At 65.1% G+C, this 14,957-nt stretch carries 14 protein-coding genes; 10 read left to right on the forward strand and 4 right to left on the reverse strand.

The annotated features are described in order from the left end of the window. Nucleotides 1-38: 38 nt before the first annotated feature. From OHS82_RS28665 to OHS82_RS28675, 3 genes are all read left to right on the forward strand, one after another. Nucleotides 39-173: a hypothetical protein gene (locus OHS82_RS28665; protein ID WP_328434823.1), complete on the forward strand. Its 135-nt coding sequence runs from the start codon at nt 39-41 to the stop codon at nt 171-173. Nucleotides 174-966: 793 nt separating this feature from the next. After that, a complete protein-coding gene (locus OHS82_RS28670; RefSeq protein WP_328434824.1) occupies nt 967-2,448 on the forward strand; it encodes an AAA family ATPase in 1,482 nt (493 codons plus the stop codon). After that, nucleotides 2,448-3,299 carry an HNH endonuclease gene (locus OHS82_RS28675; protein WP_328434825.1) on the forward strand — a complete coding sequence of 284 codons (852 nt, stop codon included), beginning with the start codon at nt 2,448-2,450 and terminating at the stop codon, nt 3,297-3,299. Before OHS82_RS28670 ends, OHS82_RS28675 begins: the two co-directional genes overlap by 1 nt. Before the next feature lie 476 nt (nt 3,300-3,775). Here OHS82_RS28675 and OHS82_RS28680 read toward each other — a convergent pair whose 3' ends face one another. Next, the gene (locus tag OHS82_RS28680) at nt 3,776-4,339 is read right to left on the reverse strand and encodes a GNAT family N-acetyltransferase (RefSeq protein ID WP_328434826.1); all 564 of its coding nucleotides are present in this window, start codon (nt 4,337-4,339) and stop codon (nt 3,776-3,778) included. 77 nt (nt 4,340-4,416) lie between these two features. Beyond that, complete coding sequence (locus OHS82_RS28685) at nt 4,417-4,725, reverse strand: hypothetical protein (RefSeq protein ID WP_328434827.1); 309 nt, start codon at nt 4,723-4,725, stop codon at nt 4,417-4,419. A 285-nt stretch (nt 4,726-5,010) separates the two neighbouring features. Here OHS82_RS28685 and cutA point away from each other — a divergent pair, with 285 nt between their 5' ends. Further along, nucleotides 5,011-5,337: a divalent-cation tolerance protein CutA gene (gene cutA / locus OHS82_RS28690; protein ID WP_328434828.1), complete on the forward strand. Its 327-nt coding sequence runs from the start codon at nt 5,011-5,013 to the stop codon at nt 5,335-5,337. Between the two features lie 65 nt (nt 5,338-5,402). On the opposite strand, the gene OHS82_RS28695 is transcribed toward cutA, so the two are convergent. Continuing rightward, on the reverse strand, nt 5,403-6,647 hold the full coding sequence (locus OHS82_RS28695) for a helix-turn-helix domain-containing protein (RefSeq protein ID WP_328434829.1): 1,245 nt from the start codon (nt 6,645-6,647) through the stop codon (nt 5,403-5,405). Between the two features lie 130 nt (nt 6,648-6,777). Between OHS82_RS28695 and OHS82_RS28700 the strand changes: the two genes are divergently transcribed. From OHS82_RS28700 to OHS82_RS28720, 5 genes are all read left to right on the forward strand, one after another. After that, nucleotides 6,778-7,365 (forward strand): ATP-binding protein, encoded by a 588-nt coding sequence (locus tag OHS82_RS28700; RefSeq protein ID WP_328434830.1) that lies wholly within the window; start codon nt 6,778-6,780, stop codon nt 7,363-7,365. A 173-nt stretch (nt 7,366-7,538) separates the two neighbouring features. Further along, on the forward strand, nt 7,539-8,597 hold the full coding sequence (locus OHS82_RS28705; protein ID WP_328434831.1) for a hypothetical protein: 1,059 nt from the start codon (nt 7,539-7,541) through the stop codon (nt 8,595-8,597). Nucleotides 8,598-8,672: 75 nt separating this feature from the next. Further along, nucleotides 8,673-10,178 (forward strand): amino acid permease, encoded by a 1,506-nt coding sequence (locus OHS82_RS28710; RefSeq protein WP_328434832.1) that lies wholly within the window; start codon nt 8,673-8,675, stop codon nt 10,176-10,178. Continuing rightward, nucleotides 10,178-11,569: a glutamine synthetase family protein gene (locus OHS82_RS28715; protein WP_328434833.1), complete on the forward strand. Its 1,392-nt coding sequence runs from the start codon at nt 10,178-10,180 to the stop codon at nt 11,567-11,569. Before OHS82_RS28710 ends, OHS82_RS28715 begins: the two co-directional genes overlap by 1 nt. A 219-nt stretch (nt 11,570-11,788) precedes the next feature. Then, nucleotides 11,789-12,688, forward strand: coding sequence for a TauD/TfdA family dioxygenase (locus tag OHS82_RS28720; RefSeq protein ID WP_328434834.1), 900 nt, complete (start codon nt 11,789-11,791; stop codon nt 12,686-12,688). 126 nt (nt 12,689-12,814) lie between these two features. On the opposite strand, the gene OHS82_RS28725 is transcribed toward OHS82_RS28720, so the two are convergent. After that, nucleotides 12,815-13,588 carry a glycosyltransferase family 2 protein gene (locus OHS82_RS28725; protein ID WP_328434835.1) on the reverse strand — a complete coding sequence of 258 codons (774 nt, stop codon included), beginning with the start codon at nt 13,586-13,588 and terminating at the stop codon, nt 12,815-12,817. A gap of 66 nt (nt 13,589-13,654) precedes the next feature. Here OHS82_RS28725 and OHS82_RS28730 point away from each other — a divergent pair, with 66 nt between their 5' ends. Beyond that, nucleotides 13,655-14,905, forward strand: coding sequence for a nucleotide sugar dehydrogenase (locus OHS82_RS28730; protein WP_328434836.1), 1,251 nt, complete (start codon nt 13,655-13,657; stop codon nt 14,903-14,905). The last annotated feature ends 52 nt before the right edge of the window (nt 14,906-14,957 follow it).

Below are 14,957 nucleotides of genomic sequence, written 5' to 3' on the forward strand. Positions count from 1 at the left end.
CGCCCCCGTTCGGTGTCGCCCGGCGGCGGACGGTGCCTATGGACTATCTGACGGTTCTGCACCACATCAAGGAGGTGGTCCTGTGCGTCAGCCTGAACGGCAGGTCGTGGGTGGTCGACTGGCACCGCACCAGCCTCCTCTCTGGCCTCGTCACGGCCAAGGTCATCGCCTAGGACGGCCTGGAGTCGGGCCCGTCTCAACGAGGCGCCCCCGCTCCCACGCTTTGAGCAGGCGCTCGCTCTTGTCAGTGTCGTCGGTCAGTCGGATGACGACCTTCTTGTCGCTGCCGTAGAGCCCGACCCAGTCCCGCCAGGTTCGGCTGGCTGTCGCACCGTCGGTCCACTCCCCGGTGACCGCCGGACCGTCGGCCACGAACTGGAGCCGGACCAGCGGTGTCACGGCACTCGTACCAGGGCGCGCGCCTGGCGGCGCAGCTCCACTCGTGCGCCGGGCAACCGGTCAGAGCTGGACCAGTACGGGTGAAACAGCAGCTGAGCGGACAAGGAATGTAGGCGGCGGCGCAGTGCGGTGGTGTGCACCGGACGCGGTACGGCGAGCGCCGCGTATGTCCGCTGCCAGTCCGCCTGGAGCTGGATCAGGTCGGAGAGGAAGGGAGTGTGCCTCATGGGTCGCATGAGTTCACATGTTCGATTTTCTGGCCAAGGTGATAGGTCGAAGTGGCGGGCGGTGTTGTGGTCGGCGGGTAGCCGGTTCACGGCAACGTGATCCGGCTACCCGACCACGGGGGTGAGGGAGCGGCTCAGACGGTCTTGTCTTCCGCGGCGTGGCGAGTGTCTTGTTGCCGCGTGGCCCTGTCCCGTCTCTCGGCCATGGACGGCCATGATGACTCACTGATTCACTTGGGTTGAGACAGCTCTAGGTGTGCAACGGGAGGGTGCGATGCGGTTTGCTGTACTGCCAGTTGGAGCGTCTCCGCCGTCTGATGGCACTCGGCCGTGCGCCTATTTGATCACCGACAACTGGGACGACTGGTTCCAATACAGTACGCAGTACGACCTCCGATACCGGGACACGGATGGAGGTCTCCATGACATTGGTCAGGTCAAGATCGGTCAGTTCGGCATGGTCCAAGACCAAAGGCGTCCCGATTTGCCTGGATCCTTTGATGAACTCGACAACCGCTTCTTCTCGCTAGGCCAAGATGCCACCTACTATCAGAATCTGAATCGGTTGGGCGTTGAGGTTCGAGATGAAATCCTTCGGGGTTTGCGAGACATGGCTCTGGATGAGGAGCTGTATGCCCGGGCAGCCCAAGAGCATGTGACGGGGACGTCCTTGCTGCGGTCCGTGACCCGAGTCACCGCAGAGGGACAGTTTCGTCGATTGGCTAAAGGCGGCCGACGGCTTTCACGCTATAGCTTCACCTACACGCTACCTTCTGAGCCCCGCCCGCACGTGATCCCTGCCTCGCTCGATCTTGAAGTGGAGCCGAAATCTTCGCCTCCCACCAATATTCATGTAGTGATCGGGAGAAATGGAGTCGGAAAGACTCACTTGCTCACTCACATGGCCCGAGCGTTGGCAGACCCTCGGGCGGATCCGGAAGAAGTCGGCACATTTGAGATGAGAGGGGGTGATCAGAACACTTTCGCCAACCTCGTTTCAGTGACTTTCAGCGCGTTTGACCCATTCGAGCCAATCAGTCAGCCTCGTGATACGACTAAAGTTGTCTTGCCGTATACGTATATCGGCCTAAAGCGGATCGGTGTGAAAATTGATGATAAGCCCCAACCTCCCAAGGACTGGCGGGCACTAGCGGCAGAATTCACCAAGAGCGTTCAGGTCTGCGTTCAAGGTGCCCGCTTGGTTCGGTGGCGACGGGCGCTAGAGATGTTGGAAGCTGACCCGATCTTTAGCGACGCACAGGTTGCCGAATTGGCGGAGTCCGCAGCGGATGAGAAGCTCCTCAGAGCAAAGGCGAGTCACCTATATCGCAATTTTAGTTCTGGCCATAAGATCGTCCTCCTAACCATTACTCGCCTAGTGGAGACGGTTGAGGAACGGTCGCTGGTTCTGTTGGATGAGCCGGAGGCCCATCTCCACCCGCCGCTTTTGAGTGCTTTCACCCGGGCTCTCTCTGATCTTCTGATCAATCGAAATGGCGTAGCCATTATCGCCACTCACTCGCCGGTGGTTCTTCAGGAGGTTCCAAGGAAATGCGCATGGCGTTTGCGCCGCTCTGGCCGCGAGGTGGTGGTGGAGCAGCCTAGTGTCGAGACTTTCGGCGAAAATGTCGGCGTGCTGACTCGTGAAATCTTCGGATTGGAAGTCACTCGGGCTGGATTCCATCGCATGTTAGGAGATGCAGTTGGTGAGGGTGCTTCCTATGAAGACATCGTGGAACGATTTGGTGGCCAACTGGGAAGTGAGGCGCGCGGTTTGGTCCGGGCGTTGGTCGCAGCGAGAGATGCAGGGGTTGGCCTCTGATGTGGCGTGTCGTCCAACCTAAGCATACCGCCTCGGATAGTTTTCGGACCTGTATCAGTCGTGTTAGGGATAAGCAGCTCAAAGAACGTCTGCAAAAATCTGAGGGGGAGGTAGTTGAGGCTGGGCAGGTATATGTAGCAGCAGCTCAAGCGACGACACTTCATAATCTCGACCCCAAAGACTTCAAACCTGACGAAGTCACCACTTCGGAGATGACAGCCGTATATACCAGTCGTATGGCTAAGAAGGGGGCGGCAGGGAGAGGAATCTATGATGATCTAGTTCTGGCCGCCAAGGAAGGTCGTTGCCCTCTGTGCGGGCAACGGCAGGTCTCGACTCTTGATCACCACCTGCCGAAATCCCTTTTCCCGGCGCTTGCTGTCGATCCGTTGAACCTGGTACCTGCCTGCTCGGATTGTAATAAGCTCAAGCTGGATGTTTCCCCCGCAGGGGTCGAAGATCAGACGCTGCATCCGTATTTTGACAATGTTGAGCAACAGTCTTGGCTTTATGCCGAAGTTGTCGAGTCTGCCCCTGCTGCTTTGCGATTCTTCGTGAGACCGCCGGCCGACTGGAGTGATGTTCTGGCTCGCCGAGTTGAATCGCATTTCAAGATATTTGGGCTCGCCGCGCTGTATGGTGCGCAGGCTGCGCAACTATTGAGTGATATTCGATACGTTCTGACTGAGAACTATTCGGAAATTCCCGGCGGGGGTGTTCGGCGAGTCCGGCAATACTTGGAAAGAGAGGCGGAAAGCCGCCGCCGGGTCTACTTGAACAGTTGGCAGACGGCGACCTATTCCGCTCTGGCAGTTAACACTTGGTTCTGCGACGGTGGGTTCGCGCTATAGGGCATGCATCACACCGGGTTCGACGCCCCGCGGAATCGACTCCGCGGGGCGGTCTGAGCACCCAGCAGCCAGAAGGGTCGATCAGGACTTCTTCGCCGTAGCCGGCGGCACTGACAGAGCGATGGCTCGGAGGACACTCGAATCGTCACGATTGACGGTGGCTAGACGTGTCGGCGCGGGGGCGCTTTGGCTCGGAGGACACAGTGCCCGACCGAGACCCGACCAACCCGCCCGCCCCGGGGCCCGACCCCGCTATGCCGTCTTCCGGGATGATCGAGGCAGATCAGGAGACGCTGAGGAACCTCCTCGCACACTGAACAAGAGCCGCGAGGCCGGTGTCACCCACGTCGAGGTCTTCGACGGGTCCGACTGCGGATGGACCCACGACCGTGACCCCGACAAGGCCAACCGCACCGTGCGCACTGCCGAGGAAGCCGCCCAGTGGCCGATCTCGGACCGCGTCCGGAGCGTCTTGCTTAGGATCGGGTGGTCTGGAGATCACGCCACTCGCGATCGAGGATCGCGTGCACGACTGAGTCACGCCACTGCCCGGCCTTGTTGATGTGCTCGCGGATGGTGCCTTCCTCGACCATGCCTGCGGCTGTCATGGTCTTCGCTGAGGCCTCGTTGAGCGGGGAGCGGGCGCCCCAGATGCGGTGCAGGCCGAGGTCTTCGAAGCCTAGGGCCAGCAGGAGGCGTACGGTTTCGAAGCCGTAGCCGACGCCCCAGGCATCTGGGCGCAGCGCGAAGCCGAATGTAGCTCCGCGCTGCTGGTGTGGATCTGTGGCGATGCGACCGAATCCGATCAGTTCGTTGGTGTTCCGCTCGACGACTGCGAGTGCGTACTCGGCGCGCGGCGTCGCGGTGGCTGAGGCGATGGACCGGGCCACGATGTGGCCAACCTGCTCGCGGCTCCGCGGCTCGAACGACAGGTGCTCCGTCGCTTCCTGATCGCCGTAGATCGCGAAGACCCCGTCCACATCATCGACGGTGAGTTCGCGGAGGCCGAGACGCTGGCTGGAACGCTGGACCGGGTACATGCCAGGAACCCTACTGCTGTGTCCCGCCGGGGAGTGCTGATCGTCGGGGCGGGTAAACCGCCAGCTCTTCTCGCAGGTCACGGGCCGTGAGAGCGGTGCGCGCACCGCTCGTCGTCAGGGCCTGGCGGACGCGCAGGGCCGAGACGACGATGCCGTTGATCCGGAAACTGGCCGGGAGGTCCAGCACGGGGGCGGACGGCCTGCGCGGCTCCGTCGACGTCGCCGCTGCGGATGTGGATGAGGGCCAGGTTGCACTGCGCGCCGGCCAGATCGCCGAGCGCCCAGTTGGGGTTCTCAGGGGTGTGGAAGCCAAAGCCTTGCATGGCCAGCTCTGCTTGGGCGGTGAGGTCCGCGTTGCCGTCACCGAGGAGGGCCGAGGCTTCCACGGCGTAGTACCGCTGCTTCTCCAGAGAGTAGGTGAGGAGGCCGCCGAGTTGATCTAGCTCGTCGGGTATGACGTGCTCTGGTAGGTCGTCCGCCGCTTGGTTCGACGCCTGGACCGTCTCGTTGTTGCCGAGGACAGCTACGGCGCCCTCTCTTCAGTGCGGTGTGCGGCGGGGCGTCTTCCGCCGGGGGCTTCTGACCGGAGACGCCCCCCGGAATGAGCCAGGGCACGATGCCCCGGGCAGCCTAGGTAGGGTCGTTGTACATCGGACCAGGAGGGGAGTCGCATGGCGAGCGAGACTGTGGTGGCGCAGACGACCATCGATGACGAGGCCAAGGCAACGGTACTGGCACGAGGTGCGGTTGAGAACCGACTGGCCGCCGGCGCTCACATCGACCCTCCGCTGACCGCGGTGTACTGGTGGAAGGGTGAGATCGAGACGGCTCGGGAATGGCGGATCTCGTACAAGACGACCACCGACCGTCTCCCGGAGCTTGAAGCGTGGGTGGCCCAGGAACACACCTACGACGTTCCGGAGTGGGTCGTCCTGCCGATTATCGGGGGTTCTTCGGCGTACCTGTCATGGGTAGCCGAACAGTCGACCGCGAGGTAGTGAGCGGACCAATTACGAGGAGTGGCTGCTGCACGAACCGTTGCGTGCGGCAGCCGCAGATCAGGTCAAGCCGCCAGCTGCTGCAGGTGCAAGGCGAGTTCCTTCTCCCGGCTGGGAAGCAGCGCGGCGATGTCCTGCGCGCGTGCCCTACCCATGGTGTTCGGCCGGGCATCTGCCGCAGCTGCGAATTGATGCGACACGTAGACACCTTGTTCGACGTCTCCTCCGCGCAGCAGTGCTGAAGCCAGGTCGCCCAGGACCACAACCCCCGAGTCTGGCAGCTCATCACCGAGGCGGTTCACGGCGTTGTCCGCGGTCTCCGTCAACTCCTGCCGCTTGAGCTGGCCGTATACCGACAACGACAGAGAGTCGAGGCGGTAAGGGGTCATGAAGCGTACCCATGCTTGTTCGGTGGTGTGGTCTGCGAAGTCGTACACGGCCTGGGCACGCTCCAGGGCTCGCAGCGCCCCGATGTCATCGCCAGCGGTCGCCGCTTCTTCCGCATAGCGGCCGTGGACCCAGGCAGCGGCGGCAGCATTACCCGGCCCCCGTACATCTTTGGCAGCTTGAGCCAGGAGTTTCATCGCCTTCTCCGGCGTGGCAGCCCCATAGCTGGCGTACGCCAGGGCCAGGGCCCGCAGTGGGGGATGTCCGGCGACCTCGGCGCACTCGCTCGTGACCTCGTAGAAGGCGCGCGCCCTCTCGGAGTCGCCCAGATCCCAAGCTACCCACCCGGCCAGGGCGGCCGTCTCACCAGCGGCAATGGTCACAGCGCGCTCACGCTCGCCGACTTGGGGCAGTACGGCTGTGATGGCGTCAAGGTGTGCTTCAACCCTGTTCTGGAGCTGTCGGGCTGTGAGGTGATGCTCGCTCACGTGGAGGGCGGCGGCGTGATCAGTGAGAGCCTCCACTCCGGCTGAATCGACCTTCGTTCCCCGTTTGAGGGCGTGCGCGAGGCGCCCCCACGGCTCGGCGGCAGCAGCCGCGCCGAGTACGGCGCCACCAATCAGCGTCCTGCGGTTCACGTCGTCCAGGTCCTCCCCTTCACGGCGGCGCCCCTTCCTCCGCCGGGCGCGGGCTGCTGCTGCCTCCCGCTGCAACTGTTCAGGGGGTAAGCCGCAGGCCGTCGCAATGTGCGCAACCGTGTGGTTGGTAGGGATGTTCTGCCCATGTTCGTACCGGTTGATCTCGCGACGGGTCATCGTTTCCCGGCCGGAGACTGTGTTGATCGCCTCTGCTTGCTCGTCCTGTGTGCGTCCGGCTTCCTTGCGCAGCCGGACGAGCAGCTCAGCGAACGGATCTGCTGCCATGAGTGTGACCTCTGTTGGTGGACTGGACCCAATCATGGCGTCAGATCCCCCTCGCAGTTTCCCCCTTGACAAGTTTTTCCCCCGCTAGTTTCCCCTGGCAGGTTGCTTGAGGCCGCGGTGCGATAGGTCCATGACGTTCCGTGAGGCATCCACCTTCGAGGACGGCCGACGGTGTTGCGAGCAGCGCACCCCGGCCGGATCAGAGCGGGTGGCCATCCGTAGCTTCGAGGTGGCCTTCGCTCCAGCCGACGCACGCGTCCGGCTCATGCGACGGATCACCTTGGCGCACCTGCGCCTTTGGGACATCACGGCACTGAATGACACGGCCACGCTTGCGGTCTCGGAACTGGTGACCAATGCCGTGCGGCACTGCCACGGCAGCGAGATCGGGCTTCGGATTGTGAGTTCGGCTGAGGAACTGCGCATCGAGGTCACGGACGGAAACCCGACTCCGGCTCAACGACGTGAGGTGGACGCTGAGGCGGAGAACGGCCGGGGGCTGTGGCTCGTCGCAGCTCTCTCGAAGGAGTGGGGTGTCAGCAGCGACGGCACGATGACGTGGTGCTGCCTCTCCCTCCCGCCGGCGGACGCTCGCGCCGTCGAAGCGCCGATGGCCCTCACCGAAGAGCCAGCGAGTCACCGATCCGTTGGCACTGGTGAGAGGCCCGCGCCTGCACCGAAATCCGACCGGACGCTTCTATCTGTCGGGACCCCCTGAACAGCCGTCGGGCCGCAGCTGCCTACCTCCCCAAGGTGTGTGCCCGGCTGCGGCTCGGCGGCCCCCATCCCCCATCGTGAGGTTCCCCGTGCTTACCGCCTTCTCCTTACGCCGTCGGAGAGCCGACGCCGCCTTCCGGGCGCTCGTCCCTCCCACTGGCCGGGGAGGTTCCGATGCCCGCTGCTGACATGCCCCTGATCGTCGATCTGGCCGGTCGCGATGACGAACTGCGTGCCCCCTTGGACGACTTGCGGCTTGGGCGCTGGTCCGCTGCACGAGACCTACTGAGGAGGACGGGTCCGGACTGGGAGCTGCGGACTTCGCGCAGCCTGGTGCTCTCTGTGGGTGCGGGCTCCCTCGGCGCGATCAAGGCTTGGCTCTCTGAAGAGCCCTTCTCTGCCGACGCGTTGATGATGTGGGCGAGAGTGCTCACCCGCGAGGCACTGCGCGCCATGGACGAAGGGCGAGACCGGGACCTCGTCCTCCAGGCCGGCGCTTTCGCGCGGGATGCCTGTTTCGGGGCTGTGGGTCGTTGGCCGGAGGATCCGGTGCCGTGGGTGGACCTGCTCCGTTTGGCCAAACTGCCCGTCGGTCGCGGGGGTTTGAGGTTGCTGGACCCGTACTTCATCCAACGCCTTCAGCTCTGGGGCCAGAGCATTGAGATGAACCGATGGGACGAAGCCCCCGAGAAGGCGTTGTTCCCCGGGCCATGGCCCCTGTTACACGAGGCCGACCGGCGCCACCCCGGTAGCCGTGAGGCATACCACCGAATGCGGGAGTACGCCGAGCTTCGTGCGCCTTGGCTAGCTGTGGATTTCACCCGTTGGGCGTCTGGCGGCGCGCCGGAAGATTCCGCGTCCGCGCTCCACATGTTGCCGCTGCACGCCTTCGTCACGGAATACCAGCGCCGACACGGCAGTGGGGAGATCGGCGCGCTGTCGTTCTGGACCTCGGACCAGATTCGGCACTATGCGCGCCGTGCCCGGTTCGGCTGGTTCGAGTCGACACCCCCGAAGCAGCGTTCGCGATTGTCGCTTTTGGACCTGAACTACCTGGCGTTCACCCTCGTCGCCTCGGGCGAGGACGGGGCCGCCGCGGTGTTCAACGAGATTGGCCCGTACGCCACCAACGCGCCGTGGGAGACCTTCAGCACGAGTCTGCGCCGTGACTGGCACTCCGAGTTCCTGCGCATGCGGGCCTCCGTCGTACGGCCAAGGGTCCGTCATCGATGAACGCCCGGTAGCCGCCCACTCGCTCTCATACGCCCCGCCTCGTTTCGTCCCCTACATCACCTATGAGGATCACAAGTGCTCAGCAGTAGATCAGAAGCAATAGCGCATGACGACGCGGTCCTGGCCCAACTCGGGATCAAGGCTGAACTCTCCCGGAAGATGGGGGTGTTCGGGAACTTCGCGATCAGTTTCTCCGTGATCTGCATTCTGGCCGGCGGCATGTCCCTGTTCGGCTTCGGCCTGGGCCACGGCGGACCCGCGGTCATGCTGGGCAGTTGGGTCGTGATCGGGTTCATGACGCTGCTTGTCGGGGTGTCCCTGGCCGACGTGGTCTCCGCCTATCCCACGAGCGGGGGTCCGTACTTCATGGCCGACAAGCTCGGCGGGCCGCGCTGGGGGTGGATGACCGGCTGGCTGAACCTGCTCGGACTGTGGGGCGCGATCGCTGGCATCGACTACGGCGCTGCCGCGTTCATCGGCGCCTTCGCCCAGCTCCAGTGGGACATCACCCCGACCGGCACAACGACCATGGGCATCTTCGGGTGCATCCTGCTGGTGCACGGCCTGCTGAACGTATGCGGTGTACGCCTGGTGACCGTCCTCAACTCCATCTCCGTGTGGTGGCAGCTGGGCGGTGTCACGCTCATCGTCGGCACGCTCGCTCTCGCCCCTGTCCAGCACCGCTCGCCCGACTTCGTCTTCACCCAGTTTGTCAACGACAGCGGTTTCTCCAACCCGCTCTATGTGTGCCTCATCGGCAGCCTGATCGCTGGGTACACGTTCTGCGGGTACGACGCCAGCTCCCACGTCGCGGAGGAGACCACCAAGGCGCAGACCTCGGCCCCGAAGGGGATCGTGCACGCCATCACCGTGTCGTGGATCGCGGGCTTCATCCTGCTGGCGGGGATGCTGTCGGCGATCCAGGACTACAAGGGCACGCAGAACACGGCGACGGGCGTGCCCCCCGCCCAGATCTTCCTCGACGTGCTCGGCAACGTCGGAGCGAAGGCCCTGTTGCTGGTCGTGATCATCGCGATGTTGTTCTGCGGCAACGCTGAGGTGGCCGCCGCGAGCAGGATGATCTACGCCTTCTCCCGCAGCCGGGCGCTGCCGCGGTGGCAGACCTTTCGGAGCGTCAGCCCCCGCACAAAGACCCCCGTCCCGGCGGTGTGGCTGGCGGTGGTGATGCCGTTCCTGCTCGCGTTGCCCGCTCTGTGGTCTCCGGCCGCGTACGGCGCGATCACCGCGATCAACGCAGTCGGGATGACCCCCGCGTACGGGATTCCCGTCTACCTCGCCCTGCGCAAGGGCGACGCGTACGTGCCCGGCCCGTGGACGTTGGGCCGGTGGCGGCGCCCGATCGGCTGGATCGCCGTGATCTATGTCGTGGTCATCACGGTTGTCTTCTGCCTGCCCCAGACCTCTCCCGTGACCGCAGAGACCTTCAACTACGCCGGCGTGACTCTGGCGGTGGCCTTGGGGATCGCCTGGCTGACCTGGATCACCCGGGGCCGCCGCGACTATCAGCTCACCGCTCACACCACTGCGGCCGACCAGGCCAGCATGAAGGAGATCGTCTGATGGCTGACGGCGAAGAGCAGGGCACGGAGCCAGCCCCCGGTCTGACGACTTCAGACCCGAGGAACCAGCTGCGCAAAGACGTCGGCAGCGGGGAGATCACCAGAGTCCTCCTGGCCGTGCCGGACATGTACAGCCGGCTCAAGGGCAAGGTGCTCGACGCCGAGGTGCTCCTTGAGCGGATGGGCTCTGCAGCGGAGATGTGCGCCTACATCCTGGCGACCGACCTCGACATGACCCCGCTCGACGACTACGACCTCACCGGCTGGAAGCAGGGCTACGGCGATCTCGCCGTCAAGGCAGACCTGGGCACCGTGCGGATGCTGCCCTACCAGGTTGGGACTGCCGTCGTCGTAGGCGACGCCCTCAACCACGACGGTTCGCCGGTCGAGGTGGCGCCCCGTAACGTGCTCCGCCGCCAGTTGGAACGTCTCTCCGACGTCGGGTACCACGTCTCTCTGGGCATCGAGTCCGAGTTCTTGCTCCTGGCGGGGACGCCGGACAAGATCCGCCGCGCCGGTTATCGCGACCTGCGCCCGGCCTGGCCCCGCAACCTCGACTACGCCCTCGGACATCCTCCGAAGATCAGCGACTTCTTCCGCGACCTCCATTCCGATCTTCGCCTGGCCGGGATCCCGGTCGAAGCGATCAAGACTGAGGGGGCGGCTGGCCAGGTGGAGGTCACCTTCGCCCACGGGGACCCGATGGCGGCCTGCGATGCGTACCCCGTCTTTCGCCTGATTACAGACGACCTCGCCCAACGTCACGGAATGACACCCGTCTGGATGGCCACGCCGTTCACCGGGACCGGCAGCGGGCTGCACCTGCACGTGTCTCTGTGGTCGGCCAACGGAACCGCCTTCACCTATCACCGCGGTCAGGACCTGCCCCCAGCGATGGAACGGGCCATCGCCGGCCTCATCTCCGGCATGCCATCCCTGTCCCCTCTGTACGCGCCGTTCACCAACTCGTACAAGCGGTTCCGGCCGCATACCTTCGCCCCGACCCGTCACACCTGGGGCTTCGACAACCGAGGCTGCGCCGTACGAATCACCGGCGTCGGTAAGGGTGCCCACCTGGAGATCCGCCTGCCCGGGGCCGACGCCAACCCCTACCTCGCCCTCGCCGCATCCTGCGCCTCCATCACGCACGGTTTCCAAGACCAGCCCGAGTTGACCGACCCCTGCCACGGCGACGCCTACACCGCCCTCGCCGTCCCGATCGCCGCCACGCTTACCGAAGGCTCCGCCTACTTCAGCGGAGGCAAGGTACCGCTCGCCGCATTCGGCGAGACCGTCGTACGCCACTTCACCCGCGCCGCCCGAGCCGAAACCCAACGGGAGCGCACCCAGGTCACCGACATCGAACGGGAGTACGGGATCGGGCACGGCTGACGAAGGGCGGGCCCTAGCGAATCTCCTGTGCACGGCATCCCCCGCAGGCCTCTGTGGGTTCGAGGCTCGCTGTTGGAACGATCCACCCGCCCGGCAGTGGGTTCCGAGACCCCACGGCCCGACGAGACCTACCCGCTGTCGGACCGCCTTCGGCGCCCGGACGACAGCAGCAGCACCAGAACGAAACCCCGAGAACTCCAAGAGAGAAGGAAGCTCCGCGTGTTCATCGACATCCCGAGCGAACTCGAAGCCACTCTGATCGACCGTTCTCTCCCGCCTTGGGAACTGGACGGTTCGTTCCTGGCGCAGTCCACCATGAAGGAGTACCGGACCGAGCTGACGGCCACCCCGCGGTTCGAGGAGACCGTCGCGACGCTGCGCCACGCGCTGACCGGGGCGGGCGGCGGGTACGCCGTGCTGCGCCTGGGAAACCTCGCCAAGGCGCTGGGGACCGACGGCGACCAGTTCCTGCGGCGGGTGACGGGCTTCGCGGCCGAGGTGGCCGTTCCCTTCTCGCCCTTCCCGCGGTGGCCCCTGTGGAAGGACATCGGGGTCAAGGTCGACAAGGACCCCGGCAAGTCCAGCGGCATCGGGTACAACGCGTTCCACATGGACTTAGTGAACGGGACCCTGCCCCCGGACTACACCACGCTCCTGTGCGTCCGCCCCGACCCGCTCGGCGGCGGCCCCAGCATCCTCTCCGACGCCCACGCGGCGGTGGCGCGGCTGTCGGCGAACAGCCGCGCCCTCCTGGCCGAGTCGGCCTACCACTACGGGACCTTCTTCGACCTGCACGGCGTCGGCGAGGAGTACAAGCCGTTCCCGATCCTGGACGGCTCCGACCCAGGCGGGTTCGTCCGGTTCACCGCCAAGATGCTGAAGAGGTCCGAGCTCGGCCGGGCGCACGCCGACGCCGCCAGGGAACTCGCCGAGGAACTCGTCCGGGGACAGGTCTCCTTCATGCTCCAGCCAGGGGACTACCTCATCGTGAACCAGCGCCGCTTCCTGCACGGTCGGGAGGCGCTCCACAGCGGTCAGGAGACCATCCCAGTCGCCGACCGACGGCTGCTCCTCCAGTTGTTCCTGCGCGCGAGGACCGGCGACGATTCGGCCGCGTAGCCGGCCGACGGCACCGGTGACCTACCGGGTCCAGCCCCTGAGCACGCGGCACTGCCACGGGGCGGGGGCCGGTCGGGCACCCCCGGAAACAGCCGCGTACCGGGCTCCCCAGGCCCGTGCACGGCCCTAGATGCGGGAGTTGCGCAGCGACTGCCACACAGCGCCGGCCAGCGCCCGCGTCGCCCGCGGGGCCGACAGACGCTCGTGCTCGCGGTACAGGGCCCAGTTGTATTGCACGAGCGACAGCTTGTTGGAGGACAGCGATCCCGCCTGGTGGGCCCTGTACACCGCAAGCGGCTCAGCCAGGCCCCGGGCGTCAGCTCCGTCCCGCATGATCGACAGCCAGAGGGCGTAGTCCTGGCGCTTGCGCATCTCCGGCATCAGCCTCGTGCCCAGGACATTGCGGTCGTACATGGCGGTGAGAGCACCGATGTGGTCCTGGACCAGCATCGCGCGGTAGTCCACGTGCTCCCGCGCACGGATCACCCGCCCGTTCGGGACCCAGTCGGTGCTCTCGCCGTCGTAGTCGGCGTCCATCTTGAAGTACGAGGTGAACGTCAAAGGCGCAGTCGCCTCCGCAGCGAAGGCGAGCTGCTTCTCGGTCTTCTCCGGAAGCCACATGTCGTCGCTGTCGAGAAAGGCGATGTAGTCCCCGCGGGCCCGCTCGATCGCGAGGTTGCGGGCCCGGCCCGCACCGCCCCGTTCGGGTGCCGACTCCGGCAGGACGCGCTCGTCCTGCTCGGCGAACTCACGGAGCAGGTCCATGGAGCCATCGGAGGACTGGTCGTCGGTGACCAGCAGCTCCAGGTCGCTGTGGGTCTGCGTGAGCACCGATCGGACGGCTGCGCCGAGGGTGGCTGCCGAGTTGTACACGGGCATCACGACAGACACCAGGGGCACAGCACTTCTCCTTGCCAGACCAGGAACGACGGTCCATTCAAGCACCGCAATCGAGTAGGAGCTGCCATGCAGATAGTTGTCGCTGGTCAGGGCTACGTAGGGCTTCCCCTGGCCGTGCGCGCCGCCGAGATGGGTCACCGTGTCGTCGGCTACGACGTGGACACGCACCGCGTCCAGCAGCTCGCCGCCGGCCAGTCCTACGTGGCGGACGTGGACTCCTCGCGGCTGCGCGCGGTGCTGGACTCCGGGGCCTACTCCGCGACCGCCGACGCTGCCGCGCTGGCCGGCTTCGACATCGCGGTGATCACCGTGCCGACCCCGCTGCGGGACGGCGTGCCCGACCTGACCTACATCGAGTCCTGCGCCCGGACGCTGGGCAAGCACCTTCGCCCCGGTGGGACGGTGGTCCTGGAGTCCACGACCTATCCCGGCACCACCGAGGAGCTGTTGCTGCCGATCCTGGAAGAGGTGTCGGGCCTCAAGGGCGGGGTGGACTTCCTGGCCGGATTCAGTCCCGAGCGGATCGGAAACAAGCGGTGGTCGTTCGACGGGACGCCGAAGTTGGTGTCCGGAATCGACGCCAAATCACTCGATGTGATCCAGGGCTTCTACGACGGCATCTTTCAGACCACGGTGCCGGTGTCCGGGACGAAGGTCGCCGAGCTGGCCAAGCTGATCGAGAACACCTTCCGGTTCGTCAACATCTCCATGGTCAACGAGATGGCGATGCTGGCCGCCTCCCTCGGCGTGAACATCTGGGAGGCGATCGACGCCGCCGCAACCAAGCCCTTCGGATTCACACGGTTCACTCCGGGGCCGGGAGTCGGCGGGCACTGCCTGCCTGTTGACCCGATGTTCCTCTCGTGGAAGGCCCAGCAGGAGCTTGGCGCCCCGTTCCGGTTCGCGGAACTCGCCGCCGACGTGAACCGGCACATGCCCGACTACGTCGTCCGGCGTCTCGTGGGTGCACTCGGCAAGCGCGGCATGCCCGTCAGGGGATCTCGGATTCTGCTGCTCGGCCTGACCTACAAGTACAACGCCACTGACCTTCGTAATTCACCTTCGGCACGTGTCGCCGAACTTCTCATCGACCTCGGTGCCGAGGTTCGCGGTGCCGAACCCAACATCCCGGACGGCGACGACACCAAGCTGAACGTGCTTCGCGTCGATGCGAGCCCGGACGAGGTGGGGGCCGCTGATGCAGTGGTTCTTCTCATGGACCACCCGCGATTCGACCTCCCGATGATCGAGAAATGCGCAACCTATGTTCTCGACTGCCGAAACCGTCTTTCCGGAGTGAACGTCGAGACTCTTTAGCTTCTCGGAATGCCCCCGGACCGCAGCCAACCCTTCATCTTCGGGAGTTCTC

The sequence above is a fragment of the Streptomyces sp. NBC_00425 genome (genome assembly GCF_036030735.1).
GTDB lineage: Bacteria > Actinomycetota > Actinomycetes > Streptomycetales > Streptomycetaceae > Streptomyces.

Coding starts and splice junctions, on each gene's coding strand:
- OHS82_RS28680 (WP_328434826.1), bottom strand. CDS start 4,339: ATGTACCCGGTCCAGCGTTCCAGCCAGCGTCTCGGCCTCCGCGAACTC.
- OHS82_RS28730 (WP_328434836.1), top strand. CDS start 13,655: ATGCAGATAGTTGTCGCTGGTCAGGGCTACGTAGGGCTTCCCCTGGCC.
- cutA (WP_328434828.1), top strand. CDS start 5,011: ATGGCGAGCGAGACTGTGGTGGCGCAGACGACCATCGATGACGAGGCC.
- OHS82_RS28695 (WP_328434829.1), bottom strand. CDS start 6,647: ATGGCAGCAGATCCGTTCGCTGAGCTGCTCGTCCGGCTGCGCAAGGAA.
- OHS82_RS28700 (WP_328434830.1), top strand. CDS start 6,778: ATGACGTTCCGTGAGGCATCCACCTTCGAGGACGGCCGACGGTGTTGC.
- OHS82_RS28675 (WP_328434825.1), top strand. CDS start 2,448: ATGTGGCGTGTCGTCCAACCTAAGCATACCGCCTCGGATAGTTTTCGG.
- OHS82_RS28715 (WP_328434833.1), top strand. CDS start 10,178: ATGGCTGACGGCGAAGAGCAGGGCACGGAGCCAGCCCCCGGTCTGACG.
- OHS82_RS28705 (WP_328434831.1), top strand. CDS start 7,539: ATGCCCGCTGCTGACATGCCCCTGATCGTCGATCTGGCCGGTCGCGAT.
- OHS82_RS28665 (WP_328434823.1), top strand. CDS start 39: ATGGACTATCTGACGGTTCTGCACCACATCAAGGAGGTGGTCCTGTGC.